Annotated in this window: 21 protein-coding genes; 12 read left to right on the plus strand and 9 right to left on the minus strand. The window is 72.8% G+C overall.

Annotated elements, in window-relative coordinates; translation table 11 throughout:
• Position 1: 1 nt before the first annotated feature.
• The 4 genes from ACFPYL_RS08720 to ACFPYL_RS08735 are packed head-to-tail and all read left to right on the plus strand — an operon-like array spanning position 2 to position 4387.
• Positions 2-901 (plus strand): hypothetical protein, encoded by a 900-nt coding sequence (locus tag ACFPYL_RS08720; RefSeq protein ID WP_379152980.1) that lies wholly within the window; start codon positions 2-4, stop codon positions 899-901.
• Positions 898-2004 carry an energy-coupling factor transporter transmembrane component T gene (locus ACFPYL_RS08725; protein ID WP_379152982.1) on the plus strand — a complete coding sequence of 369 codons (1107 nt, stop codon included), beginning with the start codon at positions 898-900 and terminating at the stop codon, positions 2002-2004. The genes ACFPYL_RS08720 and ACFPYL_RS08725 overlap by 4 nt, the downstream gene beginning before the upstream one ends.
• Positions 2001-3563, plus strand: a complete 1563-nt coding sequence (locus tag ACFPYL_RS08730) for an ABC transporter ATP-binding protein (RefSeq protein WP_379152984.1) — start codon at positions 2001-2003, stop codon at positions 3561-3563. Before ACFPYL_RS08725 ends, ACFPYL_RS08730 begins: the two co-directional genes overlap by 4 nt.
• Entirely contained in the window at positions 3560-4387 is an 828-nt protein-coding gene (locus ACFPYL_RS08735; protein WP_379152986.1) for an ECF transporter S component, read from the plus strand. Before ACFPYL_RS08730 ends, ACFPYL_RS08735 begins: the two co-directional genes overlap by 4 nt.
• On the opposite strand, the gene ACFPYL_RS08740 is transcribed toward ACFPYL_RS08735, so the two are convergent.
• Entirely contained in the window at positions 4374-5537 is a 1164-nt protein-coding gene (locus ACFPYL_RS08740) for a PQQ-dependent sugar dehydrogenase (RefSeq protein ID WP_379152988.1), read from the minus strand. The genes ACFPYL_RS08735 and ACFPYL_RS08740 overlap by 14 nt on opposite strands.
• A gap of 528 nt (positions 5538-6065) precedes the next feature.
• A complete protein-coding gene (locus ACFPYL_RS08745) occupies positions 6066-6938 on the minus strand; it encodes an EamA family transporter (RefSeq protein ID WP_379152990.1) in 873 nt (290 codons plus the stop codon).
• A 43-nt stretch (positions 6939-6981) separates the two neighbouring features.
• Here ACFPYL_RS08745 and ACFPYL_RS08750 point away from each other — a divergent pair, with 43 nt between their 5' ends.
• Positions 6982-8070 carry a WD40/YVTN/BNR-like repeat-containing protein gene (locus ACFPYL_RS08750; protein WP_379152992.1) on the plus strand — a complete coding sequence of 363 codons (1089 nt, stop codon included), beginning with the start codon at positions 6982-6984 and terminating at the stop codon, positions 8068-8070.
• Between the two features lie 19 nt (positions 8071-8089).
• Here the strand turns inward: ACFPYL_RS08750 and ACFPYL_RS08755 are convergent, their stop codons facing one another.
• The 3 genes from ACFPYL_RS08755 to ACFPYL_RS08765 all read right to left on the minus strand — a co-directional run bounded on the left by ACFPYL_RS08755 (position 8090) and on the right by ACFPYL_RS08765 (position 13126).
• Positions 8090-9757, minus strand: a complete 1668-nt coding sequence (locus ACFPYL_RS08755; RefSeq protein WP_379152994.1) for an APC family permease — start codon at positions 9755-9757, stop codon at positions 8090-8092.
• An 82-nt stretch (positions 9758-9839) separates the two neighbouring features.
• Positions 9840-12422, minus strand: coding sequence for a glycoside hydrolase family 65 protein (locus ACFPYL_RS08760; protein WP_379152996.1), 2583 nt, complete (start codon positions 12420-12422; stop codon positions 9840-9842).
• Entirely contained in the window at positions 12419-13126 is a 708-nt protein-coding gene (locus ACFPYL_RS08765) for a beta-phosphoglucomutase family hydrolase (protein ID WP_379155416.1), read from the minus strand. Before ACFPYL_RS08765 ends, ACFPYL_RS08760 begins: the two co-directional genes overlap by 4 nt.
• 44 nt (positions 13127-13170) lie before the next feature.
• Between ACFPYL_RS08765 and ilvD the strand changes: the two genes are divergently transcribed.
• The gene (gene ilvD / locus ACFPYL_RS08770; protein ID WP_379152998.1) at positions 13171-14865 is read left to right on the plus strand and encodes a dihydroxy-acid dehydratase; all 1695 of its coding nucleotides are present in this window, start codon (positions 13171-13173) and stop codon (positions 14863-14865) included.
• 229 nt (positions 14866-15094) lie between these two features.
• Positions 15095-16090, plus strand: a complete 996-nt coding sequence (locus tag ACFPYL_RS08775) for a hypothetical protein (protein ID WP_379153000.1) — start codon at positions 15095-15097, stop codon at positions 16088-16090.
• Here ACFPYL_RS08775 and ACFPYL_RS08780 read toward each other — a convergent pair.
• On the minus strand, positions 16077-16979 hold the full coding sequence (locus tag ACFPYL_RS08780; RefSeq protein WP_379153002.1) for an aldose 1-epimerase family protein: 903 nt from the start codon (positions 16977-16979) through the stop codon (positions 16077-16079). The two genes, ACFPYL_RS08775 and ACFPYL_RS08780, sit on opposite strands and share 14 nt — an antisense overlap.
• Positions 16980-17016: 37 nt before the next feature.
• Here ACFPYL_RS08780 and xylB point away from each other — a divergent pair, with 37 nt between their 5' ends.
• A complete protein-coding gene (gene xylB, locus ACFPYL_RS08785; RefSeq protein WP_379153004.1) occupies positions 17017-18414 on the plus strand; it encodes a xylulokinase in 1398 nt (465 codons plus the stop codon).
• The gene (locus ACFPYL_RS08790) at positions 18411-19607 is read left to right on the plus strand and encodes a kynureninase (RefSeq protein WP_379153006.1); all 1197 of its coding nucleotides are present in this window, start codon (positions 18411-18413) and stop codon (positions 19605-19607) included. The genes xylB and ACFPYL_RS08790 overlap by 4 nt, the downstream gene beginning before the upstream one ends.
• A 99-nt stretch (positions 19608-19706) precedes the next feature.
• On the opposite strand, the gene ACFPYL_RS08795 is transcribed toward ACFPYL_RS08790, so the two are convergent.
• Positions 19707-21071, minus strand: coding sequence for a flippase-like domain-containing protein (locus ACFPYL_RS08795; RefSeq protein WP_379153008.1), 1365 nt, complete (start codon positions 21069-21071; stop codon positions 19707-19709).
• A gap of 22 nt (positions 21072-21093) precedes the next feature.
• Here ACFPYL_RS08795 and ACFPYL_RS08800 point away from each other — a divergent pair, with 22 nt between their 5' ends.
• Positions 21094-21798 (plus strand): GNAT family N-acetyltransferase, encoded by a 705-nt coding sequence (locus ACFPYL_RS08800; RefSeq protein WP_379153010.1) that lies wholly within the window; start codon positions 21094-21096, stop codon positions 21796-21798.
• On the opposite strand, the gene ACFPYL_RS08805 is transcribed toward ACFPYL_RS08800, so the two are convergent.
• The gene (locus ACFPYL_RS08805) at positions 21764-22414 is read right to left on the minus strand and encodes a response regulator (RefSeq protein WP_379153012.1); all 651 of its coding nucleotides are present in this window, start codon (positions 22412-22414) and stop codon (positions 21764-21766) included. The two genes, ACFPYL_RS08800 and ACFPYL_RS08805, sit on opposite strands and share 35 nt — an antisense overlap.
• Before the next feature lie 32 nt (positions 22415-22446).
• The gene (locus tag ACFPYL_RS08810) at positions 22447-23100 is read right to left on the minus strand and encodes a hypothetical protein (protein WP_379153014.1); all 654 of its coding nucleotides are present in this window, start codon (positions 23098-23100) and stop codon (positions 22447-22449) included.
• A 94-nt stretch (positions 23101-23194) separates the two neighbouring features.
• Between ACFPYL_RS08810 and ACFPYL_RS08815 the strand changes: the two genes are divergently transcribed.
• Entirely contained in the window at positions 23195-23611 is a 417-nt protein-coding gene (locus ACFPYL_RS08815) for a VOC family protein (RefSeq protein WP_379153016.1), read from the plus strand.
• Positions 23608-24297: a 4a-hydroxytetrahydrobiopterin dehydratase gene (locus ACFPYL_RS08820; RefSeq protein WP_379153018.1), complete on the plus strand. Its 690-nt coding sequence runs from the start codon at positions 23608-23610 to the stop codon at positions 24295-24297. The genes ACFPYL_RS08815 and ACFPYL_RS08820 overlap by 4 nt, the downstream gene beginning before the upstream one ends.
• The last annotated feature ends 216 nt before the right edge of the window (positions 24298-24513 follow it).

Raw genomic sequence — 24513 nt, forward strand, 5'->3', positions numbered from 1 at the left:
CGTGTCCTTCGTCGGCGTACGCCTCGCCGCCGCGTGCCTCCTGGCCGCGGCGGCAGGCGTCGGCGTCCCCGCGTCCGCCGCGTCCGCCGCCACCTGCTCGAGCGCCGACGGTGTGAGTGTCGTCGTCGACTTCCACGAGCTCGGCGGCGGCGTGCAGAGCGCCTGCGTCGCCGACGGTGGCGGGGACTCTGCGACGTCGCTCTTCTCGGCGGCCGGCTTCCCGCTGACCTACGTGCAGCGCCAGGCGGGCTTCGTCTGCCGGGTCGCGGGGCAGCCGGCATCCGACCCGTGCATCAACACGCCACCGGCCGACGCCTACTGGGGCCTCTGGTGGTCGGACGGGACGTCCGGGCAGTGGACCTACGCCACCACCTCCGCAGGCGGGCTGAAGGTCCCCGAGGGCGGGTACGTCGCGTTCTCCTGGAACGGCAGCTCCGCGCGCTCGGCGCCCGGCGCCAGCCCCGCCGTACATCCCGCGGCGCCGACCAAGGCGCCCAGCTCGTCGGCGAGGCCCACGCCGACCAAGCCGACGAGCTTGAAGCCGACGACCACGAAGCCGACGTCGGTCGCCACCCCGAAGGCGACCTCCGCCGGTGGGGCCGCGAGCCAGTCGCCGACGTCCGGCGAGAGTGCGTCCTCGAGGCCGTCGCCGAGCGCGGTCGAGACGACGCCGAGCGGAGCCGCGGGCAAGCCGACCAAGTCGCCCGGCGGCGTGGACGGGGAGATGCTGCCCGCGGACCCGCCGTCCTCCAGCGACGCGACCACGACGGCGTCCGATCCGGTGGAGCCGGCGGACAGCGGCGGCCTGCCGACCTGGGTCGGCCCGGTCGTGGTGGTCCTGCTGTTCGCCGCCGGCGGCACCGTGGCCGTCGTACGTCGTCGGGGACACTCGACGTCGTGAACCACCCCCGCGACCTGCACCCGGTGGCCTGGTGGCTGTGGGCCATCGGGCTGGCGGTCGCGGCGTCGCTGACGACGAACCCGCTGATCCTGCTGATGCTCGTCGGGGTCGCCGCGCTGGTCGTCTCGCTGCGGCGCTCGGAGCAGCCGTGGGGCCAGTCGTTCCGCCTCTACGTGTGGCTCGGCGTGGCGATCGTGGTCATCCGGGTGGCGTTCCGGCTGGTGTTCGGTGGGTACTTCGGCGGCCGGGTGCTGCTCGACCTGCCGTCGGTCCCGCTGCCCGACTGGGTCGCCGGCATCACCCTGCTCGGCCCGATCTACGCCCAGGCCGTGCTCTTCGCGCTGTACGACGGCCTCCGGCTGGCGACCATCGTGATCTGCGTCGGTGCGGCCAACTCGCTGGCCAACCCGAAGCGGCTGCTGCGCTCGGTGCCTCCGGCCCTCTACGAGATCGGCACGGCGCTGGTGGTCGCGGTGAGCGTGCTGCCGCAGTTCGCCGACAGCATGCGCCGGGTGCGCGCCGCGCAGGCGCTGCGGGCGGGGGAGACCGGCCGGGTCGGCCGGCTGCGCCGGCTGCTCGTCCCGGTGCTCGAGGACGCGCTCGAGCGCTCGCTCGCCCTGGCCGCCGGGATGGACGCCCGCGGCTACGGCCGCGCCGGCGACGCCACGCGGACCCAGCGACGCACCACCGGGGCGCTGATGCTGGTCGGGCTGGTCGGCATCTGCGTCGGCACGTACGCGGTCCTCGACCACACCGCGCCACGCGTGCTCGCCCTGCCGATGCTGGTGCTCGGTGTCCTCGCCGCGGTCGCCGGGCTGCGCAGCGCCGGGCGCCGCGTCGAGCGCACCCGCTACCGGCCCGACCCGTGGGGGTGGCCGGAGCTGGCCGTCACGGCCTCGGGCGTGCTGACCGGCGCACTCGGCTGGTGGGTGAGCGGGCACCAGGTGGTGGTGGCCTACCCGCCGCTCGACGCCGTCCCGACGCTCACCATCGCCGCGCTCGTGATGGGTGGCGTCGCGCTGCTCGGTGCCCTCTGCTCGCCCCCGGCCGCCCGGACGGTCACCGCGCCCGCCGTACCCGTGCGCGAGGAGGTGGCCGCGTGATCGAGCTGCGTGGCATCACGTTCTCGTACGGCGGCGCGCCGGTGCTCGACGCCGTCGACCTGGTCGTCGACGAGGGCGAGCTGGTGCTGGTCTCCGGCCCGACCGGGGTCGGCAAGTCCACGCTGCTCGGCGTCGTCACCGGGCTGGTGCCGCGGTTCTCCGGCGGTGCGCTGGACGGCGACGTGCTGCTCGACGGCGCCAGCATCGTGCGGACGCCGCCGCGGGAGCGCGCACACGCGATCGGGTACGTCGGCCAGAACCCGGCCGCCGGCTTCGTCACCGACACGGTCGAGGAGGAGCTCGCCTACGGCATGGAGCAGCTCGGCCTGCCGCCCGAGACGATGCGTCGCCGGGTCGAGGAGACCCTCGACCTGCTCGGCATCGCCGACCTGCGCCACCGCGACCTGCGGACCCTGTCGGGCGGCCAGCAGCAGCGGGTGGCGATCGGATCGGTGCTGACCATGCACCCGCGGCTCCTGGTGCTCGACGAGCCCACCTCCGCGCTCGACCCGACCGCGGCCGAGGAGGTGCTGGCCACGCTTACCCGGCTGGTCCACGACCTCGGGGTCTCGGTGCTGCTCGCCGAGCACCGCCTCGAGCGGGTGATCCCGTTCGTCGACCGGATGTGCCTGCTGACCGGCGACGGCCGGGTGACCGTGGGGGAGCCGGGCGACCTGCTCGTCGACTCGCCCGTGGCACCGCCGATCGTCGAGCTCGGCCGGGCCGCGGGCTGGAGCCCGCTCCCGCTCAGCGTCCGCGACGCCCGTCGGCGGGCACGCGACCTCCGCCTCGCCCCGCCGGTGGTCGCCGACGAGACCGCGGCGGGCACGGCCGTCGCCGTCCGGGCGCTCGACGTCGTGCACGGCCAGACCGTCGCCGTACGCCGCCTCGACCTCGACCTCGGCGCCGGGCGGGTCACCGCCCTGATGGGCCGCAACGGCTCCGGCAAGTCCTCCCTGCTCTGGGCGGTCCAGGGCAGCGGCCGGCGTACGGCGGGCACGGTCGACGTCGGCGGCAGCGACCCGGCCGCGCTGGCCCCGGCGGGCCGGCGGGCGCTGGTCGGGCTGGTGCCGCAGAACGCCGCTGACCTGCTCTACCTCGAGACCGTCGACGAGGAGTGCGCGGCCGCCGACGGCGGCAGCGGCGACGCGCGGGCGCTGCTCGACCGGCTGGTGCCCGGCATCCCCGGCGACCAGCACCCGCGCGACCTCTCGGAGGGGCAGCGCCTCGCGCTCGCCCTGGCGCTGGTGCTCGCGTCGCGGCCGCGGGTGCTGCTGCTCGACGAGCCGACCCGCGGCCTCGACTACGCCGCCAAGCACGTGCTGGCCGGGATCCTGCGCGGCCTCGCGGCCGACGGCCACGCGGTGCTGGTGGCGACCCACGACGTGGAGTTCGTGGCCCAGGTCGCCGACGACGTCGTCGTGCTCGCGGACGGCGAGGTCGTCTCGTCCGGCCCGGTGCGCCGGGTGGTCGCCGAGTCGCCCGCCTTCGCGCCCCAGGTCACCAAGGTGCTCGGTGCCCCGTGGCTGCGCGTCGACGAGGTCGTGGCCGCGCTGTGAGCACTCCGTCGAACGGGCCTGCCGTCCGGATCTCGCCGCGCTCCGCGCTGGTCCTCACCGTCGCCTCGCTCGCCGGGCTGATGATGCTGTGCTGGCCGCTGCTCCTGCGCGCCGGCACCGGCGAGCGCGTCGACCCGCCGTTCGTCTTCCTCGCCCTGCTGCCCGTGGTCATCGCCGTCGTGCTCGCCGAGCTCAACGAGGGCGGCCTCGACCCGCGGGTGCTCGCCGTGCTCGGTGTGCTCAGCGCGGCCAACGCGATCCTGCGCGGCATCTCGCCCGGTGCGGCGGGCGTGGAGCTGACGTTCTTCCTGCTGATCCTCGGCGGGCGCGTCTTCGGGCCCGGCTTCGGGTTCGTGCTGGGCTGCACCTCGCTCTTCGCCTCCGCCCTGATGACCGCCGGGGTCGGCCCGTGGCTGCCCTACCAGATGCTCTGCTCCGCGTGGGTCGGCATGGGCGCCGGGCTGCTGCCGCGCCGGGTGACCGGCCGCGCCGAGATCGCCATGCTCGCGGCGTACGGCGTGGTCGCGTCGTACGCCTTCGGGATCTTCATGAACCTCTCGGGCTGGCCGTTCATCGCGGGCATCGCCGTCGCGGGCCACGAGGGGTCGCTGTCCTACGTGCCGGGCGCCGCGCTGGTCGACAACCTGCACCGGTTCCTCGTCTACACGGTGCTGACGTCGACGGGGAGCTGGGACACCATGCGCGCGATCACCACCGCGGTCGCGGTGGTGGTGCTGGGGCCGGCGATCCTGGCGACCCTGCGGCGGGCCGCCCGTCGTGCGACGGTGACCGGCCAGGTACGGCAGGGCGTCAGGGGCGGATGAGCAGGATCCGGTCGTCGCCGTCCTGCGGGTCGCCGCGACCGTCGGTGTTGCTGGTCGTCACCCAGAGGTTGCCGTCGGGCGCGACCGCGACGGTGCGCATCCGGCCGTACTCGCCGACGAAGAAGTCGGTCGGGTCGGCCGCCCGCTTGCCGGTGACGTCGACGCGCCAGAGCCGCTCGCCCTTGAGCGAGGCCATCCAGAGGTAGCCGTCGAGCCAGGCCAGCCCGGACGGCGACGCGTCGTCGGTGTTCCAGACCTCCTGCGGGTCGACGAGGCCCTGCCCGCCGCCCTTGCCCTCGACCATCGGCCAGCCGTAGTTGGCGCCCTTGGTGATCAGGTTGAGCTCGTCGTAGGTGTCCTGGCCGAACTCCGAGGCCCACAGCCGGTCCCGGTCGTCGAACGCGAGGCCCTGCACGTTGCGGTGGCCGTAGGTCCAGTACGGGTTGCCCGCCACCGGGTTGCCGGGCGCAGCCTTGCCGTCGGTGGTGATCCGCAGGATCTTGCCGGCCGGGGTGTCCTTGTCCTGGGCCAGCTCGCCGGTGCCGGTCTCGCCCGTCGAGGCGTAGAGGTAGTCGTCGGGTCCGAACGCCAGCCGCCCACCGTCGTGGATGAACCCGCGCGGGATGCCGTCGAGGATGGTCGTCGGCGTGCCGAGCTTGCCGCCCTCGAGGGTGGCCTTGACGATCCGGTTCTCGCTCTCGGTGCTGTAGTAGAAGAACAGCAGGTGGTCGCTGTCGAAGTCCGGCGAGACCGCGACGCCCAGCAGCCCCGCCTCGCCGCCCTGGTCGCCCAGCCCGACGGCGTCGTTGATGCTGCCGACCTCGCGGACGTCGTACGACGGGGCTGTCAGGAGCAGGACCTTGGTCGTGTCGCGCTCGGTGACGACCGCGTCGCCGTTCGGGAGGAAGCCGATGCCCCAGGGAGCCTCCAGGCCGGTCGCGACCATGCCGACGACCTTCGGGGGCGTCGTGTCCGTGGTCGGGTCGTCGCTGGGCGACGTGGTCGCTGACGTGGTCGCTGACGGTGTCGCGCTCTCCGACGGCGAGCCGACCACCTTCGCGTCCGGCCCGTCACTCCCGTCGCTGCTGCACGCGGTCAGTGCACCCGCCGTGAGGACGGCGGCACTGGCGAGGGCGACGAGGCGTCTCATGCCGGAACACTAGCGAGTGGGGCTGAACCCACCGGGCGGCCAGGGAGAGGCAGGTCCCGCCCGGCGGGCTCAGCCGTGTGCAGCGTGCGCTGCGACCTCCGGCGCCGGAACTCGGCCCAGTGCATGCTGGAGGTCCAGTGCAGCCAGGAAGTCCTCGACGTCATTGAGCTCCGCACGCCGTTGTGCGAGGGCGGTGGAGGCGATCATGGCGTTGCGCCGGGAGCGCTGCTGGGACTCGACCGGCCACTCTCGCACCGCCGCCACGGCTCGTCCGATCGGACGTGCGGCGCCAGCCGGTACCAGGTGCATCGCAGACTCCCATGTGTGTCCCGAGTGACAACGTGCGCTCCAACCTAGGAGCCGGCCGCTTCGCCCGGGTCAACGACGTGTGACGGTTGCGTGAACTCGTGCGTGGGCCGGGTGGTGGTGGTTTCGAGGCTCGCTTCGCTCGCACCTCAACCACCGAGTCGGTGGTTGAGGTGCGAAGGCCGCTAGGCCTGAGCCTCGAAACCACCGAGCGCCGCGGTGTCAGTCGGGGGCGGGGGCCAGGGTGCGGGTGGAGCGGGTGGCGCCGACGGAGGCGATGACGACGAGGGTCATGGCGAGCCACTGCTCCCAGGTGAGGAACTCGCCGAGCACGACCATCCCGGCGAGCGCGGCGGCGGCGGGCTCGAGGCTCATCAGGATCGAGAAGACGGACGGCCTGATCGAGCGCAGCGCGACCAGCTCGCAGCTGTAGGGGACCACCGAGCTGAGCACGCCGACGGCCGCGCCGAGGAGCAGGATCCGCGGGTCGAGGAGGTCGCCGCCGCCCTCGCCGATGGCCAACGGCGTGAGCAGGACGGTCGCGACGACGCTGGCCAGCGCGAGGCCGTCGAAGCCGGGCCAGCGGCGGCCGGTCTGCCCGGCGAGCAGGATGTACGACGCCCACATCGCGCCCGCCAGCAGCGCGAAGAGGACGCCCGCGACGTTCAGCTCGCCGCCACCCTGGAGGCCGAGCACGGCGACGCCGAGCCCGGCGAGCAGCACCCACAGCAGGTCGCGGAGCCGGCGCGAGCCGATGACGGCCAGGGTCAGCGGGCCGATGAACTCCAGGGTGACGGCGATGCCGAGCGGGATGCGGGCGAAGGCCTGGTAGATCGCCCAGTTCATCACGCCCAGGCAGACGCCGAACGCGACGACGACGAGCCAGTCGGTCCGGGACCGGCCGCGCAGCACCGGCCGCGCGACGGCGACCAGCACGACGGCGCTGGTGACCAGCCGCAGCCACACGATCGACGTCGGCGAGATCTCGTCGAAGAGGCTCTTGGCGATGCCGGCGCCGAACTGCACCGACAGGATGCCGGCCAGCACCAGCCAGACGGGAGAGATTCGCGGTCGCGATGAGTTCCCGTCGGTCACCGAGTCAGGGTAGAAGAGACTGAGGGCTACCCAGGAGGCAGGCATGGCCGACAAGACGCTGCTCATGGTCGGGACCCGCAAGGGTCTCTGGATCGGTACGTCGGACGCGGCGCGCGAGGAGTGGGAGTTCACCGGCCCGCACTTCGACATGGAGGAGGTCTACTCCTGCCTGGTCGACGCCCGCGGGGACGTCCCCCGGCTGCTCGCCGGCGCCTCGTCGAGCTGGCTCGGCCCGCAGGTCTGGCGCTCCGACGACCTCGGCGCGAGCTGGCAGGAGACGCCCAACGGCGCGGTCCGCTTCCCCGAGGACACCGGCGCCACGGTCGAGCGGGTCTGGCAGCTGGTGCCGGGCGCCGAGCCCGGCGTCGTGTACGCCGGCACCGAGCCCGCGGCCGTCTGGCGCTCCACCGACGGCGGCGAGACGTTCGCCCTCGAGCGGGCGCTCTGGGACCACCCGCACCGGGAGGAGTGGGGCGCCGGCTTCGGCGGCCAGGCCTTCCACACGCTGCTTCCACACCCGACCGACCCGCAGTCGGTCACGGCGGCGCTGAGCAGCGGCGGCGTCTACCAGACCGACGACGGCGGCGCCTCCTGGGAGGCGCGCAACCACGGCATCCGGGCCGAGTTCCTGCCGGAGGGCCAGCAGTACCCCGAGTTCGGGCAGTGCGTCCACAAGATCACCCGGCACCCGAGCCGGCCGGAGCGGCTCTACCTGCAGAACCACGGCGGGGTCTACCGCTCCGACGACGAGGGCCGGATCTGGAAGTCGATCGGCGACGGGCTGCCGGCGACGTTCGGGTTCCCGATCGTGGTGCACCCGCACGAGCCGGACACCATCTTCGTCTTCCCGATCAACGGCGGCGACAAGCGCTACCCGCCCGACGCGAAGGCCCGGGTGTGGCGCTCGCGGGACGCGGGGGAGACCTGGGAGGAGCTCGGCGACGGCCTGCCCGACGGGTTCTACGTCGCCGTCATGCGCGACGCGATGTGCGCCGACGACCACGACCGCACCGGCTTCTACTTCGGGGCTCGCAACGGCGCCGTGTGGGCCTCCGCCGACGAGGGCGAGAGCTGGCGCCAGGTGGTCGCGGACCTCCCGGACGTGATGGTCGTCCGGGCGGCCGCGATCTGACCTGCGAGCCGACCCCGACCTACGGCGCCTCGCCCAGGGTCGCCTCCTCGAGCTCGGACTCCTTGCGTGACTCCTCGACGTGCGCCTCGATCTCCGCGGTCGAGAGCGGGAACCGCAGCGCGAGGACGTAGATGATCACGGAGAAGACGAAGATCACCGGGATCGCGGTGCCGAAGGTCAGCACGTCCTGGTTGCCCTTCGCCGGCTCCGGGTAGTTGCCGAGCCAGGAGATCAGCAGCAGCCCGAGCAGCCACGGCACCACCCAGGTGGCGCCGGAGCGGAAGTCGAGCTTGGGGGTGTCCTGCCCGAGCACGTGGTAGATCGGCAGCAGCACGAAGCCGATCGCGACGGCGACGCCGAGCTTCCACACGATGTCCCAGCCGGACCAGTAGATGATCAGGTTCGACGCCCAGAAGGCCAGCAGCGGAATGAGGTGTCCGCCGGGGACCCTGAAGGGACGCTCCTGGTCGGGCAGCTGCTTGCGCAGCGCCGAGAGCACCAGTGGGCCGGACGCGAAGGACAGCACCGTCGCCGACGTGATGAACCCGACCAGCTGCTGCCAGCTCGGGAACGGCAGGAAGACGATCAGGCCGACCACGAACGTCACGATCAGGCTGATGAACGGCACGCCCCGGTCGGTCGTCCTCGCAAGCGCCTGCGGGGCGTTGCCGTTGCGGGCCATCGCGTAGGAGATGCGCGAGGTCACCGTCGTGTAGATCAGGCCGGTGTCGGCGGGGGAGATGATCGCGTCGGCGTACAGCAGCACCGAGAGCCAGCCGAGGCCGAGCAGGGTGGCGATCGCCGCCAGCGGGCCGAAGTCGCCCTCGAAGCTCAGCTGCGACCACGACCCCGAGTCGGCCAGCGTGGACTGCGGCAGCGCCGCGATGAACGCGACCTGGAGCAGGATGTAGATGAGCGCCGTGAGCAGCACCGAGCCGACGACCGCGATGGGGACGTTGCGCCTGGGGTTGTCGGTCTCGCCCGCCAGCTCGATGCCCTGGCGGAAGCCGAGGTAGGAGAAGACGATGCCGGAGGTCGCGATCGCGGTGAAGACGCCGTGCCAGCCCTCGGGCATGAAGCCGTAGTCGGTGAAGTTCTCGGTGTGGAACGCCGAGACCATGAACGCGGCGATCACCAGCAGGATGATCGCGATCTTCCACCAGACCAGCACGTTGTTGATCCGGGCGAACCACTTGATGCCGTAGTAGTTGATGACGACGAAGACCGCCATCAGCACGACCGCCGAGGCGTAGCCCAACCCGGTCAGCGTGTGGACGACCTCGCCGTCGACCATGTGCTCCCTGGTGAAGGGCGCGTACTTGGTCGCGTACTGGAGCGCGGCCTCGACCTCGATCGGCGCCGTCGTGGCGACCGCGACCCAGGTGATCCAGCCGGCGGCGTAGCTCGCGAACGAGCCGAACGCGAGGTGCGGGAAGCGCACCACGCCTCCGGAGAGCGGGAACATCGTGCCGAGCTCGGCGTACACGAGGGCGATCAGCAGGATCATGAAGCCGCCGAGGGCCCACGAGATGATCGCCGCCGGGCCGGCCTCGATGGAGGCGTTCAGCGCCCCGAAGAGCCATCCCGACCCGATGATCGAGCCGACGCTGGCGAACAGGAGCCCGACCACGCCCACGTGGCGCTTGAGTCCGGCTCCTGAGCCGCGTTCTTCGGTCGTCGCTGTCACGGTGCACCCTCCGATTTGGTTGTCGTGCTCAACCAAGATGCGGTGCCCGCGTCCGGCGGGTGCCAAACGTCGGCTCGGGAGCTCAGCTCTGCGGGATGTGCGGCCCCAGCGGCGGCACGTCCTGGTACGCCGGGAACTCGCCGGTGTGCTCGACGTCGTCGGGGTGCTGGATCGGGTCGGGCACGCCGGCGGTGATCGTGCTGCCGTCGGCACGCACGCCGCCGACGACCGGGTGGTCGCCGAGCAGCCCGTCGATGCGCTCGCCCTGGTCGGCGAGCGGCACCACCAGCGGGTGGTCCTGCCCGACGACGTACGAGCGGCCGCGCACCAGCAGCGGCACGTCCTTCTCGCCGTCGACGACGGTGAACCGCACCTCGTGCTCGGTCAGCTCGACCAGCACCCGGGAGCCCTGCCAGCACAGCCGGTAGCGCAGCGCGGCCCACGACTCGGGGAGGCGCGGGTCGAACGCGAGCGCGCCGCCGTGGTCGCGCATGCCACCGAAGCCGTGCACCAGCGCGCTCCAGACGCCGCCGGCCGACGCGATGTGGAGCCCGTCGACCGTGTTGCCGTGCAGGTTCATCAGGTCGACGTAGAGCGACTCGTGGAAGTAGTGCAGGGCCGCCTCGTGGTAGCCCACCTCGGCGGCGATCACCGACTGCACCACCGCCGACAGCGTCGAGTCCCCGGTGGTGATGGGGTCGTAGTACTCGAAGTCGGCGCGCTTCTCCTCGGCGGTGAAGCGGTCGCCCTGGAGGAACAGCGCCAGCACCACGTCGGCCTGCTTGAGCACCTGGAACCGGTAGATCACCAGCGGGTGGTAGTGCAGCAGCAGCGGCCGGGTCTCCGGCGGGGTCTTCGAGAGGTCCCACACCTCACGGTCGAGGAAGAAGTCGTCCTGGGGGTGGATGCCGAGGCCCTCGTCGTACGGGATGGCCATGCCCTCGGCGCAACGCCGCCACTCCTCGACCTCGGCGGGGTCCAGGTCGAGGCGGGTGGTGACCCGCATGTGCTCCTCGGGCCGCTCGTCACGGATCCACTCCATGGCGTCGGCGGCCAGCTCGAGGTTGTAGCGGGCCATCACGTTGGTGAACAGGTTGTTGTTGACGACCGTCGTGTACTCGTCCGGGCCGGTCACGCCATGGATGTGGAACGACGGCTCCCCGTTGCTGCGCCAGAAGCCCAGGTCGGCCCACATCCGCGCCGTCTCGACCAGGATGTCGATGCCCTCGCGGACCAGGAAGCCGCGGTCGCCGGTCGCGCGGACGTACTTCATCAGCGCGTAGGCGATGTCGGCGTCGATGTGCACCTGCGCCGAGCCGGCCGCGTAGTAGGCCGACGCCTCCTCGCCGTTGATCGTGCGCCACGGGAACATCGCGCCGCTCTGCGCCATCTCGCGGGCCCGGTCGCGCGCGGACGGGAGCATCACCGAGCGGAAGTGCAGCGCGTTGCGGGCCACCTCGGGCTGGGTGTAGCTGAGGAACGGGATCACGTAGACCTCGGTGTCCCAGAAGTAGTGGCCCTCGTAACCGGACCCCGTCACGCCCTTCGCGGGCACGCCGAGGCCGTCCGTGCGGCCGCTCGCCTGGGCGAGGCTGAAGAGGTTGAACCGGACCGCTTGCTGCACCGCACGCTGCTCGACGGACCTGCCCTCGACCTCGACGTCGGCCGCGGCCCAGAAGTCGGCGTACCAGCCCCGCTGGTCCTGGCGGTAGTGCTCGAGCCCGTGCTGCCGGGCCCGGTCGAGCGTGCGGTCGCAGCGGTCCGCGAGCTCGCGGACGGGGACGCCGCGCGACGTGTGGTAGCTGATGGTCTTGGTGATCCGCATCGGGCTGCCCTGGGTGGCGTCGACGCGGAAGACCATCTTGGCCTGGTCGTCGTCGTGGCGGGCCAGCACCTCGTGCTTGTCGGCGGTCTCGAGCACGTGGTCGGCCGCGACCGCGATGGTCATGCCCGAGTTGGCGCACTGGTAGCCGAGCAGCATCCGGTCCTCGGTGGCGTAGCTCATCCGCGGCACGAGCACGCGCCCGGCGAACGCCGCAGCCTTGCGCGGGTCGACGGTCTCGCCGGTGAGGTCCTGGGGAGCCTTGTACTCGTCGATGCCGTCCTGGCGGTTGAGGATCTGCGACGAGACGACCACCGGGGCGTCGCCGGTCAGCACCTCGATCTCGAGGGTCATGACGGCCAGGTGCCGCTGGGTCATGGACACCATGCGGGTGGAGTCGATGCGCACCCGCTTGCCGGACGGCGTCCGCCAGATCAGACGGCGGTGCAGCACGCCGTCGCGGAAGTCGAGGCGGCGCTCGTAGTGCTCCAGGTCGGACGTGCCGAAGGTGAGGGGCTCGTCGTCGACGTAGATCTTCAGCACCTTGGTGTCGGGCGCGTTGACGATGGTCTGGCCGGTGCGGGCGAACCCGAAGGCCGCCTCCGCGTGCCGGATCGGCCAGGTCTCGTGGAAGCCGTTGACGAACGTCCCGTGCGCGTACGACGGCCGTCCCTCCTCGGGGTTGCCGCGCATGCCGAGGTAGCCGTTGGCGACCGTGAAGAGCGTCTCGGCCACGCCGATGTCGTCGGCGCGGTAGCTCGTCTCGACCAGGGCCCACTCGTCGACCGGGAACCGGCCGCGGTCCATCGGGTCCGGGCCGACGGACCGCGCGTGCGCCTTCATGCCGGCGCTCCGTCGACCAGCTCGGCCAGGTCCGCGACGACCACCTGTGCCCCGGCGGCGGCCAGGACGTCGGCCCCGGCGCCGCGGTCGACGCCGACCACCAGGCCGAAGCTGCCGGCCGCGCCTGCCCGGACGCCGGACACCGCGTCCTCCAGGACCACGGAGCCGGCAGCGGTCGCGCCGAGCACCTGCGCCGCGTGCAGGAACGTGTCGGGGGCCGGCTTGCCCGGCAGCCCGAGCTCCTCGGCGACGGTGCCGCTCACCACGATCCGGAACCGGTCGGCCAGCCCGGCCGCCTCCAGCACCGCCGGGGCGTTGGCCGACGACGAGACGACGGCCAGCGGCATGTCGAGGTCGCGGAGGTGGTCGAGGAGCAGCACCGAGCCGGAGTAGGCGGTGACCCCGTCGCGCGCGAGCACCTCGTTGAACGCGTCGTTCTTGCGGTCGCCGAGCTCGACCACCAGGTCGCGCGGCGCCGGGATGCTCCGCGAGGCGAGGAAGTCGGCGACGCCCTCGTAGCGCGGCTTGCCGTCGACGTGCGCGAAGTAGTCGGCGTCGGTGTACGCCGCGCGCTCGCCCGGCCCGTCGTACGCCGTCAGGTAGGCGTTGAACATCTCCGACCACGCCCGCATGTGGACCTCGGCGGTCGGTGTCACCACCCCGTCGAGGTCGAAGAGCACGGCGTCGAAGTCTGCCCAGATCACGGTCACGGCAAAAGGCTAGGGCCTCGGGTCCTACCCTTGGGGACATGAGCGAGTCCCGTCACACTCCCGACATCAAGCCCCGTTCCCGCGACGTCACGGACGGTCTCGAGAAGACCGCCGCGCGAGGGATGCTCCGGGCGGTAGGCATGGGCGACGACGACTGGGAGAAGCCGCAGATCGGCGTGGCCTCGAGCTGGAACGAGATCACGCCCTGCAACCTGTCGCTGCAGCGGCTCGCGCAGGCGGTCAAGAACGGCGTGCACGCGGCCGGCGGCTACCCGCTCGAGTTCGGCACCATCTCCGTCTCCGACGGCATCGCCATGGGCCACGAGGGCATGCACTTCTCGCTCGTGTCGCGCGAGGTGATCGCCGACTCCGTCGAGACCGTGATGATGGCCGAGCGCCTCGACGGCTCCGTGCTGCTGGCCGGCTGCGACAAGTCGCTGCCCGGCATGATGATGGCCGCGGCGCGCCTCGACCTCTCCAGCGTCTTCCTGTACGCCGGCTCGATCATGCCCGGGCAGGTCGACGGCAACGACGTCACGATCATCGACGCCTTCGAGGCGGTCGGCGCCTGCCTGGCCGGCAAGATCTCCCGCGAGGAGGTCACCCGCATCGAGAAGGCGATCTGCCCCGGTGAGGGCGCCTGCGGCGGCATGTACACCGCCAACACGATGGCCGCCGTCGCCGAGGCGATCGGCATGTCGCTCCCCGGCTCGGCCGCGCCTCCGGCGGTCGACCGCCGCCGCGACGGCTTCGCGCACCGCTCGGGCGAGGCCGTGGTCAACCTGCTGCGCCAGGGCATCACCGCCCGCCAGATCATGACGAAGCCGGCGTTCGAGAACGCCATCGCCGTCGTGATGGCCCTCGGCGGCTCCACGAACGCCGTGCTGCACCTGCTGGCGATGGCCCGCGAGGCCGAGGTCGACCTGACCCTCGACGACTTCAACCGGGTCGGCGACAAGGTGCCGCACCTCGGCGACCTCAAGCCGTTCGGCCGCTACGTGATGAACGACGTCGACAAGATCGGCGGCATCCCGGTCGTGATGAAGGCGCTCCTCGACGCCGGCCTGATGGACGGCGACTGCCTCACCGTCACGGGCAAGACGATGGCCGAGAACCTCGCCGAGCTGGCCCCGCCGAGCCTCGACGACGACGTGCTGCGCAAGATCGACCGCCCCATCCACGCCACCGGCGGCCTGACCATCCTCAAGGGCTCGCTGGCCCCCGAGGGCGCGGTCGTGAAGTCGGCCGGCTTCGACGACTCGGTCTTCTCCGGCACCGCCCGGGTCTTCGACGGCGAGCGCGCCGCGATGGACGCCCTCGAGCGCGGCGAGATCAAGGCCCGCGACGTGGTCGTGATCCGCTACGAGGGCCCCAAGGGTGGCCCGGGCATGCGCGAGATGCTCGCGATCACCGGTGCCATCAAGGGCGCCGGCCTCGGCAAGGACGTCCTGCTGATCACCGACGGCCGTTTCTCCGGCGGTACGACGGGCCTCTGCGTCGGCCACATCGCGCCCGAGGCGGTCGACGGCGGACCCATCGCCTTCGTCCGCGACGGCGACCCGATCACCCTCGACGTCGCCAACCGGCTGCTCGAGGTGGAGATCACCGACGAGGACGAGTGGGAGAAGCGGAAGGTCGGCTGGGAGCCGCTGCCGCCGAAGTACACCCGCGGCGTGCTCGGCAAGTACGCCAAGGTCGTGCAGTCCGCCGCCCACGGCGCCATCACCAGCTGAGCGCCCGCGAGTTTCGTCGGCCGGCCGATGAAACTCACGCTGGGACGACAAAACTTCATCGTCCCAGCGTGAGTTTCGTCGTCCTGGTCGTCCTCAACCGGCCGGGTGCGCCGTGCTGTCGCCCACCTCGTCGGCTACACCGAGCAGAGCGTGCTGTCGCGCAGCTGTGCCCGATGGTTCGGGACCTCCCCGTCGCAGCACCGCCGGGAGCTCCTGCTAGGAAGGATCAATGACTGAGCGCCAGCCCGACCAGCGAGGACCGGTCCTCTTCCTGGTCCTGCTGGTCATGATCGGGCTGATCGTCATCGCGTGGGGCGTCAACCACCCGTCAGTCATCGAGGACCGGGTGGTGCCGGCGCCGAGCGTCGCCGAGCCGTCCCCCTCGGTGACCGCCCCGGTCGAGACCCCGGCCGTCGAACGCCCGCCGGCGAGCACCACGGCGACCCTGCCCGGCGGCGGCACGAAGGTCTTCGAGGGCAACCGCTTCCTGGTCGCCTACTACGGCACCGGCCAGACGCCGGCGCTCGGCGTGCTGGGGGAGACCGACCCGGACACCATGGACAAGCGGCTGCACCGCGCGGCGCGCCCGTTCCGGCAGCCCGGCCAGCCGCTGCGGCACGTCTACGAGCTGATCGTGACGATCGCCGACGGCTACCCGGGGCGCGACGGCGACTACAGCCACGACATCCCGCGCTCCGAGGTCGTCCGCTACATCCGCGCCGCGCACCGCAACAACGCGCTGCTGCTGCTCGACCTCCAGCCCGGTCGGTCGACGTTCCCCGAGGTGGCCCGGCGCTGGGAATGGGCGCTGCGCGACCCGTGGGTCGGCCTGGCGCTCGACCCCGAGTGGCGGATGCGGCCGCACCAGGTGCCGGCCCACACCGTCGGCCAGGTGCGCGCCGAGGAGGTCAACCGGACCTCCGCGTGGCTCACCCGGATCGTCCGGCAGGACGACCTGCCGCAGAAGCTCTTCGTGCTCCACCAGTTCCGCACCGACATGGTCGAGCGGATCGCGACGGTACGCCGCCACCCGGAGCTCGCGATGGTGCAGCACGTCGACGGCTTCGGCACCCCGCGTCAGAAGCTGGCGACCTACCACGCCGTGGCGAAGCCGCGTCAGTTCACGATGGGCTTCAAGCTCTTCTACGACGAGGACGTGCGCCGGATGCGGTCGCGCGCCGTGCACGCCGTCCGACCGAAGGTCCGGTTCGTCAGCTTCCAGTGACGCCGGCGATCGTGAACGACGCACGGTGGCTCTCGCCGGGCGCCAGGGTCACGAGGTCGACGCCGGTGCGGAACGAGTCGGGCGGGGCGGTCACCGGCTCGACGGCGAGCGCCTCCCGCTCGTGGCCGCGCACGGTGTCGCCGGTGAAGGCGTGCAGCCAGCGGACGCCCTCGTGGACGGTCAGGCTGACCGAGCGCCCGGTGTCGGCGTCGGCCAGGGTCGCGGTCGCCCCGTCGGCGACGCCGCCGAACGGGTGGTCGATGACGAGGTCGCCGATCGCCCGGCCGTCGCGGAAGTCCCACTGCGTGTCGTCGACGGGGACCGCCGGTGACGGGAGCCCGCGCTCGTCCATGGCGCACCACGACTCGGCGGGCAGCGTCAGCACGCACTCGTCGACCCGCCGTCCGACCGTCAGGTACGGATGCAGGCCCGCGCCGTACGGCGCTGCCGTGTCGCCGACGTTGGTCGCGCCCAGCGTGACCGTCAGCCCGTCGTCGTCGAGCCGGTAGGCCACCTCGAGGTCGAGCAGCCACGGGTAGCCGCTCTGCGGGGGCAGCTCGTAGCGCAGCGTCGCGTGGTCGGTGCCGTGCTCGGCGACCGTCCACGGCACCCAGTGCACGAGGCCGTGGATCGCGTTGCCCTTGGCCGGCTCGCTCAGCGCGAGCTGGTAGGTCCGGCCGCCGAGCTCGTAGCGGCCGTCGCCGACCCGGTTGACCCACGGCATCATCACGGCGCCCCGCGAGCTCGCGCACATCTCGCCCGCCGGCCAGCCGGCGACCAGGTCCACGCCGTCGCGGGTGAGGGTGCGCAGGCAGGCGCCGACGGTGACGACCTCGGCCTCGTAGGGACCGTGGGAGAGGGGGAGCGGGAGACCCGCGGCAGGACGCACGAGCACACCCTGGCAGAGACTGACTAGGGTCTGCACCGTGCCACTCGTTGCCGGGATCGACTCCTCCACCCAGTCCTGCAAGGTCGTCGTCTGCGACGCGGAGACCGGGGCGGTCGTCCGCACCGGCCACGCGTCCCACCCGGAGGGCACCGAGGTCGCTCCCGAGGCCTGGTGGGACGCCCTCCAGGCGGCGATCGAGGCCGCTGGCGGGCTGGACGACGTCGCGGCCGTCGCGGTCGGCGGGCAGCAGCATGGCATGGTCTGCCTGGACGCAGCCGGCGAGGTCGTGCGCCCGGCGCTGCTGTGGAACGACACCCGCTCCGCGCAGGCCGCGCTCGACCTGATCGACGAGCTCGGCGGACCCCAGGCGTGGGTCGACGCGGTGGGCCTGGTGCCGGTCGCGTCGTTCACGGTGACCAAGCTGCGCTGGCTGCGCGACCACGAGCCCGACAACGCACGGCGTACGGCGGCGGTGTGCCTGCCGCACGACTACCTGACCTGGCGGCTGGCCGGCAGCCCGGGGCTCCAGGCCCTCGTCACCGACCGCGGCGACGCGAGCGGCACCGGGTACTGGTCGCCCGCCACGGGTGAGTACCGCCGCGACCTGCTCGAGCTCGGCCTCGGGCACGACGTGATCGTGCCGCGGGTGCTCGGGCCGGCGGAGTCCGCGCTGTCCATGCCCTCGGGCGCCCTGCTGGGGCCCGGCACCGGCGACAACGCCGGCGCGGCCCTCGGGCTGGGCGCGGTGGCCGGCGACGTCGTCGTGTCGATCGGTACGTCGGGGGTCGCCTGCGCGGTCGCCGACGAGCCCGTGGGCGACGTGAGTGGCGCGGTGGCGGGGTTCGCCGACGCGACCGGGCGGTTCCTGCCCCTGGTCGCGACCCTCAACGCCGCGCGGGTGCTCGACGCCGCCGGCCGGATGCTCGACGTCGACCACGGCGCGCTCTCCGACCTCGCGCTGTCCGCCCCAGCGGGCGCGGGCGGGCTGGTCCTGGTGCCCTACCTCGAGGGTGAGCGCACCCCCAACAAGCCGGACGCGACCGGCGCCCTGCACGGGCTCCGCCTCGAGACCGCGAACCCGGCGTACCTCGCGCGGGCCGCCGTCGAGGGCATGATCTGCGGCCTCGCCGACGCCGTCGACGCGGTGCGCGCGCTCGGCACGCCGGTCGAGCGGATCATCCTGGTCGGCGGCGCGGCGCGCTCCGCCGCCGTGCGCGAGATCGCCTCGGCCGTCCTGGGGCTGCCGGTCTCGGTGCCCGAGCCGGGGGAGTACGTCGCGCGCGGCGCGGCCCGCCAGGCCGCGTGGGTGCTCGCCGGCGGCGCCGAGCCGCCGCAGTGGCCGCTGTCCGGCGTCGTGTCGACCGAGGCCGAGCCGACCCCCGGCGTCCGGGAGCGCTACGCGAGCGTCCGCGACCTGACGGCGCCCCGGCCGTGACCCGGCCCGAGCACGACCCGCTGGCCTCCTGCCGCGACCTCTTCGTCGGCGCCGACTCGTCGCTGGTCTACTTCGACGGCAACTCGTTGGGCAGGCCGCTGCGCGCCAGCGGCCCGCGGCTCGCGCGCTTCGTCGAGGAGGAGTGGGGCGGGCGGCTGATCCGCGGCTGGGACGAGCGCTGGATGGAGCTGCCCCAGGTCATCGGCGACGACCTCGGCCGGGTCGTGCTCGGCGCGGCCCCCGGCCAGACGACCATCGGCGACTCCACGACCGTGCTGCTCTACAAGCTGATGCGCGCGGCCGTCGCCGCCCGGCCGGCCCGCACCGAGATCGTGATCGACCGCGACAACTTCCCGACCGACCGCTACGTCGCCGCGGGGATCGCGGAGGAGTGCGGGCTGACCCTCCGCTGGATCGACGTGGACCCGGCCGCGGGTGTCACGCCCGAGCTCCTCTACGCAGCCGTCGGGCCGGCGACCGCGCTCGTCGTGCTCTCGCACGTCGCCTACCGGTCGGCCTGGCTGGCGGACGCGCCCGCGCTGACGCAGATCGCCCACGATGCCGGGGCCCTGGTGCTGTGGGACCTCTGCCACTCGGCCGGCTCGGTGCCGCTGGCGCTCGACGAGTGGGGGGTCGACCTGGCCGTCGGCTGCACCTACAAGTACCTCAACGGTGGTCCGGGATCGCCGGCGTTCTGCTACGTCGCGGCGGAGCACCTCGGGTCGCTGACCCAGCCGATCCAGGGCTGGCTCGGCTCCGTCGACCCGTTCCTGATGGGGCCGTCCTACGCGCCGGCGGCGGGCATCCGCCGCTTCATCTCCGGCACCCCGCCGGTCCTCGGGATGCTCCCGGTGCAGGACATGGTCGCGCTGATCGAGTCGGTGGGCATCGAGGCGGTGCGGGAGAAGTCGGTCGCGCTCACGTCGTACGCCGTCGAGGTCGGCGAGTCCGTGCTCGGGCCGCTCGGCGTCGTGCTGGCCTCGCCGCGCGACGCCGACCGGCGCGGCGGCCACGTCACGTTCAACCACCCGCTGATGCGCGAGGTCACCGCGGCGCTGTGGGAGCGCGACGTGATCCCCGACTACCGCGATCCCGGCGGCCTGCGTCTCGGGCTGTCGCCGCTGTCGACGTCGTACGACGAGGTCGAGCACGGCATCGGGCTCGTGCGCGAGGCGCTGGTCGGTCTCGGCTGACCGATCGGCGTACTGGTAGGGCACTTCATCAACTTCTGGGCCTTTGCAGTGCCCGAGAAGTTCAGGGACACCCGGTGTACCGGGTATCCCTGGGGACGCCTACTCGTGGATGTGGTCGCGCCAGTCGTCGGGGACGCGGCCGGCGGGGCCGGGTGCGGGCTGGTCGAGCGGGTGCTCGGTGGCCGGGCACATCGTCGGCCCGAGGAAGCCGGACTCGGTGGTGAAGTCCCAGAACCAGTCCTCGCCGGGCTCGAAGCTGGTGATGACCGGGTGCCCGGACTCGCGCCAGTGCGCGGTCGCGTGCTGCATCGGTGAGGTGTCGCAGCAGCCGACGTGGCCGCACTGCGTGCAGCGACGCAGGTGCACCCACCAGCCGCCGGAGGCCTCGCACTCGACGCAGCCGGTGCCGCTCGGCGGGACCGTGGGGTCGACTCCTGCGCGTTCCGTCATGGGTCGAGAGTAATGCCGCGAGATCCGCCAGCCGGTCCACGCGAACAGCCCGAGCGGGATCGGCAGCCAGAACGAGAAGAGCCGGTAGAGCAGGGTCGCGATCACCGCGGTCTCGGTCGGGACGCCGATCAGGACGAGCATGCCGGTGAGGCCGAGGTCGACGAAGCCGACGCCGCCCGGGGTGATCGGCACGATCGCGAGCGCCTGGGACACGACGAAGGCGAGCAGCACCTCCGACGGCCGGGCGTGCACGTCGAACGCCACGAGCGCGGCGACCAGGGAGGCGTAGTCGAACATCCGCGTCGCCGCGGTCGCGAAGACCGCGCGCAGCCAGCGGCCGTGGAAGCCCTCGGCGATCCGCTGGCGTTGCGTCAGCAGGCCGGTGGCCACCGACTCCGGGGTCGTGCGTCGGCGTACGACGTGCACGACGCGGCCGATGCCGTGCCCCGTCGTGCGCAGCACCGCCGGCCAGGTCAGGGCCGTGACTCCGATGGTGACGATGACCGTGGCCAGGACCACCGACACGACGAGCCCGAGCTGGAGCTGCTTCGCGGGCGGCGGCCCGATGAGCAGCGCGGGGATGGTGAGGATGGGGAGCAGGAAGAGGACGGCGTTCTGGAGCAGCGCGATCGCGCCGAGGCCGGAGGCGACCGTGCCGCTCGGCTGCCCGGCGCCGATCAGGATCCGGGCCTGCACGACGCCGCCGACCGCGCCCCCGCCGGGGACGACCTTGGCTGCGGCGCTCCCGGCCAGCTGGGCGGTCGCGGTCGTGCCCCAGCCCACGCGCGCCGGGGCGAGCGCGAGCTTGGTGAGCCACCAGAGCGACACCAGGCGGCCGGCCTGGAGCGCCAGCAGGACGAAGAACCACGGAACGTCGACGGTCGAGAGCTGCGGCCAGGCCTGGAACATCGTCAGCAGGCTCGGCAGCACGATGTAGAGGCCGACCGCGGTGATGGTCAGCCCGACGGCCCGGCCACCCCAGCGGCGGACGAGTGCGCCGCGTCGTCCGGTCATGGTTGGACACTAGGGTGCGGACGTGCCCCAGGAGAACGACCACGGCCAGCAGGTGGGCGACGAGGTGCCCGGCTGGGCGCCCCGGGCCGTCCCCGCACCCGTCACCCTGACCGGGCGGTACGTCGCCCTCGAGCCGCTCGGCACCGAGCACGCCGAGGCGTTGCACGACGCGCTCTGCAACCCGGGCGACGAGGAGCTCTGGACCTACCGGCCGACCGACCCGCCGCCCGACGTGCCGTCCATGGTGACGCTGGTCGAGCAGCACCTGGCCGCACCGGACATGCTCACCTTCGCGCTTGTGCCGTCGGGGAAGCGGGCGCAGGGGTTGGCGTCGTACATGCGGATCGACGCGAGCCACGGCCAGGTCGAGATCGCCGGTGTGCTCTACGCCAAGACGTTGCAGCGCACCCGTGCCGCGACCGAGGCGATCCACCTGAGCATGCGGCACGCGTTCGACGACCTCGGCTACCGGCGCTTCGAGTGGAAGTGCGACAGCCTCAACGAGCCGTCCCGGCGGGCGGCGGACCGGCTGGGCTTCACCTACGAGGGCCGCTTCCGGCACCACATGGTGACCAAGGGCCGCAACCGGGACACGGACTGGTTCTCGGTCACCGACACGGAGTGGCCGGCGGTGCGCGCCGAGCACGAGCGCTGGCTGGACCCCGCCAACTTCGACGCCGACGGGCGTCAGCTCAGTCGCCTCCGAGTCCCTCGTCCCGCGCCCTGATCATCGCCTGGGCGCGGTCGGGGACGCCGAGCTTGGTGAGCACGTTGGAGACGTGGTTGCGCACGGTCTTGGGGGAGAGCACCATCCGCCGCGCGATGGTGGCGTTGTCGTAGCCGCGGGCCAGCAGGTCGAGGACCTCCCGCTCGCGGTCGGAGAGCTCGGGGAAGGGCACCCGCACCGCCGTACGTCCCGACGTCAGGGTGGCCATCGCGCGGGAGGCGACCTGGGGCCCGAGGATCGCCTCGCCGTTGGCGACCGCGCGGATGCCGCGCTCGACCTCGGCGGGCGAGGCGCTCTTGAGCAGGTAGCCGCGGGCGCCGGCCCGCATCGCGGCGACCACCGACTCGTCGTCCTCGTCCATGGTGATGACCAGGACCGCGAGGCCGGGCAGCGCGCGCACCAGGTCGCGGGTGGTCTCGATGCCGGAGTCGTCGCCGAGGTGCAGGTCCATGAGCACGACGTCGACGGACTCGTCGACGCGCGCCCGGGCCTGGGTGGCGTCCTCGGCCTGGGCGACCACCTCGATGCCGTCGAGGGAACCGAGCAGGCCGGCCATGCCGAGCCGGAAGACCGGGTGGTCGTCGACCACCGCCACCCGGATCGTCTGCTCAGCCATGGCGCACCACGAGAGGGAGGGTAGCGGCGGGATCAGGCGTCCGTCGGCCGTCGACGGTCGCCGAGGGCGAAGCCGAGGCCGAGCACGAGGACCAGCACCGGGCCGCTGAAGCCCGCCATGTACTGCAGCGGCGAGAGTCCGACCAGCAGGGTGACGCCGCCGAGGACGACACCCACCCAGCCGAGCCACGTCGGCGCGGCGGCGTGCCGCAGCGCGGCGACCGCGACGGCGAGCCCGGTCAGGCCGGAGCCCACCCACAGCCACGGAACGGTGCCGACCCAGTGACCGACGACGGCGGCGAACTCCGGGTCGAGGGTGTCGGGGTCGGAGACGCCGAAGACGATCTCGGTGGTGAAGCCGGCGCCCATCAGGCCGGCGACCGCGGTGAGCAGCAGCCCGCCGGCGGCGACGTCGGGCAGCAGGCTGCCGGCCGGCGCCTGGGCGCCGAGCCGTCGGCGCAGGCCGGCCGCGAAGACGACGAGGAGCACGGCGGCGCCGGTCATCGCGAGGTGCAGGGTGATGAGCTGCGGCACGAAGTCGCCGAGGCGGTCCGCGATCAGGTCGGCGTCCCCGGCGTACGACGTGCTGTAGACGGCGTCGATCTGGAGGGAGGCCTGGATGCCGACGACGCCGGCGAGACCGGCCGCGGCGCCGACGAGGGCCCAGGTGCGGGAGGAGGAGTTCACGACGCCACCGTCGTGCGCCCGGCGTCCCGGCCGTCAGGGCGGGGCGTCCCGTCCTCCCGGGCAGCTGTCGGCGTCCTGTGCCAGGGTGGAGGACATGGACCAGCGACTGAGCTTCGTGACGCTCGCCGTCCGTGACCTCGAGCGGTCGAGGACCTTCTACGTCGACGGTCTCGGCTGGGAGGCCGCCGTCCACGTGGAGGGTGACGTCCTGATGATCCAGGTGGGGGAGCACGTGGTGCTCTCGCTCTGGGTCGCCGAGCACTTCGAGGGCGAGGTCGGCCCGATCGTGCGCGGCGAGGGCGTCGCGCCGATCACGCTCTCCCACAACGTGGCGACGGCCGCCGAGGTCGACGCCGTGCTCGAGACCGCGCGCGCCGCCGGCGCCGATCCCGTGCACCCGGGCGAGGAGCGCGAGTGGGGCGGCTACACCGGCTACTTCGGCGATCCCGATGGCTACCGCTGGGAGATCGCGACCAACCCAGGACCGATCGGACAGGTGGTGCTGCCATGACGAACGACCCGAAGGAACGGCTCCGCTACCCGGCCGTCGTGGCCGAGGGCCTCGACGACTGGCGGTTCTTCCTCAACCGTCTCCACGCCCGGTTCCGCACCGGCAGCTTCGTCCAGGGCCTGGCGCTGGTCACCCGGATCACCGAGGCGGCCGAGGAGGCCAACCACCACCCGGACGTGACGCTGACCTACCCGCAGGTCGACGTCGACCTGCACAGCCACGACGTCGACGGGGTCACCAGCCGCGACGTCGACCTGGCCCGGCGGATCTCGGCGATCGCCGCCGAGCTCGGCATCGAGTCCGCGCCGCGGGACGTCTCGACCCTCGAGCTCGCGCTCGACGTACCGGCTCCCGCCGAGGTGCAGCCCTTCTGGGCCGCTGTGCTCGGCTACGAGGACCACGGCGAGTGGCCGGAGATCATGGACCCCGGCGGGCGCAACAACACGCTGTGGTTCCAGACGGCGCCGGAGGCGACGGGTGAGGTGCAGCAGCGCTTCCACCTCGACATCGTGGTGCCGCGCGAGGTCGCCGAGGAGCGGGTGCAGGCGGCCGTGGCCGCGGGCGGCACCCTGGTCAGCGAGGACGCCGTCCCCGCGTTCTGGGTGCTGGCCGACGCGCACGGCAACAAGGTCTGCGTCTGCACCGCCGACGGTCGCCAGCCGCCCGCGGACCCCGCCGCCCCGTAGGACTACAGAGCGAGACGCGCGTCCCGCATGTTGGGACGCCTGTCACACTCGGATGCGGGCGGGAGGCCCGGGCGGCTACGGTGGCGTCATGCGCAAGCAGATTCTTGTACGCACCCGACGTGTGAGCTGACCGGACACCGACTCAGCGCGCACGTCACCCCTCGCCGCCCGCCGGGCCGAGGGGTTTTTTGTTGGGCACGGCCAGGCACGGGACGA

Source organism: Nocardioides hankookensis, assembly GCF_042658885.1.
Classification (GTDB): domain Bacteria; phylum Actinomycetota; class Actinomycetes; order Propionibacteriales; family Nocardioidaceae; genus Nocardioides; species Nocardioides hankookensis.

Bases quoted from the DNA above. Each gene is read 5' to 3' on its own strand.
- ACFPYL_RS08815 (WP_379153016.1), top strand. From the start codon at position 23,195: ATGGACCAGCGACTGAGCTTCGTGACGCTCGCCGTCCGTGACCTCGAG.
- ACFPYL_RS08775 (WP_379153000.1), top strand. From the start codon at position 15,095: ATGACTGAGCGCCAGCCCGACCAGCGAGGACCGGTCCTCTTCCTGGTC.
- ilvD (WP_379152998.1), top strand. From the start codon at position 13,171: ATGAGCGAGTCCCGTCACACTCCCGACATCAAGCCCCGTTCCCGCGAC.
- ACFPYL_RS08740 (WP_379152988.1), bottom strand. From the start codon at position 5,537: ATGAGACGCCTCGTCGCCCTCGCCAGTGCCGCCGTCCTCACGGCGGGT.
- ACFPYL_RS08750 (WP_379152992.1), top strand. From the start codon at position 6,982: ATGGCCGACAAGACGCTGCTCATGGTCGGGACCCGCAAGGGTCTCTGG.
- ACFPYL_RS08795 (WP_379153008.1), bottom strand. From the start codon at position 21,071: ATGACCGGACGACGCGGCGCACTCGTCCGCCGCTGGGGTGGCCGGGCC.
- ACFPYL_RS08820 (WP_379153018.1), top strand. From the start codon at position 23,608: ATGACGAACGACCCGAAGGAACGGCTCCGCTACCCGGCCGTCGTGGCC.
- ACFPYL_RS08760 (WP_379152996.1), bottom strand. From the start codon at position 12,422: ATGAAGGCGCACGCGCGGTCCGTCGGCCCGGACCCGATGGACCGCGGC.
- ACFPYL_RS08805 (WP_379153012.1), bottom strand. From the start codon at position 22,414: ATGGCTGAGCAGACGATCCGGGTGGCGGTGGTCGACGACCACCCGGTC.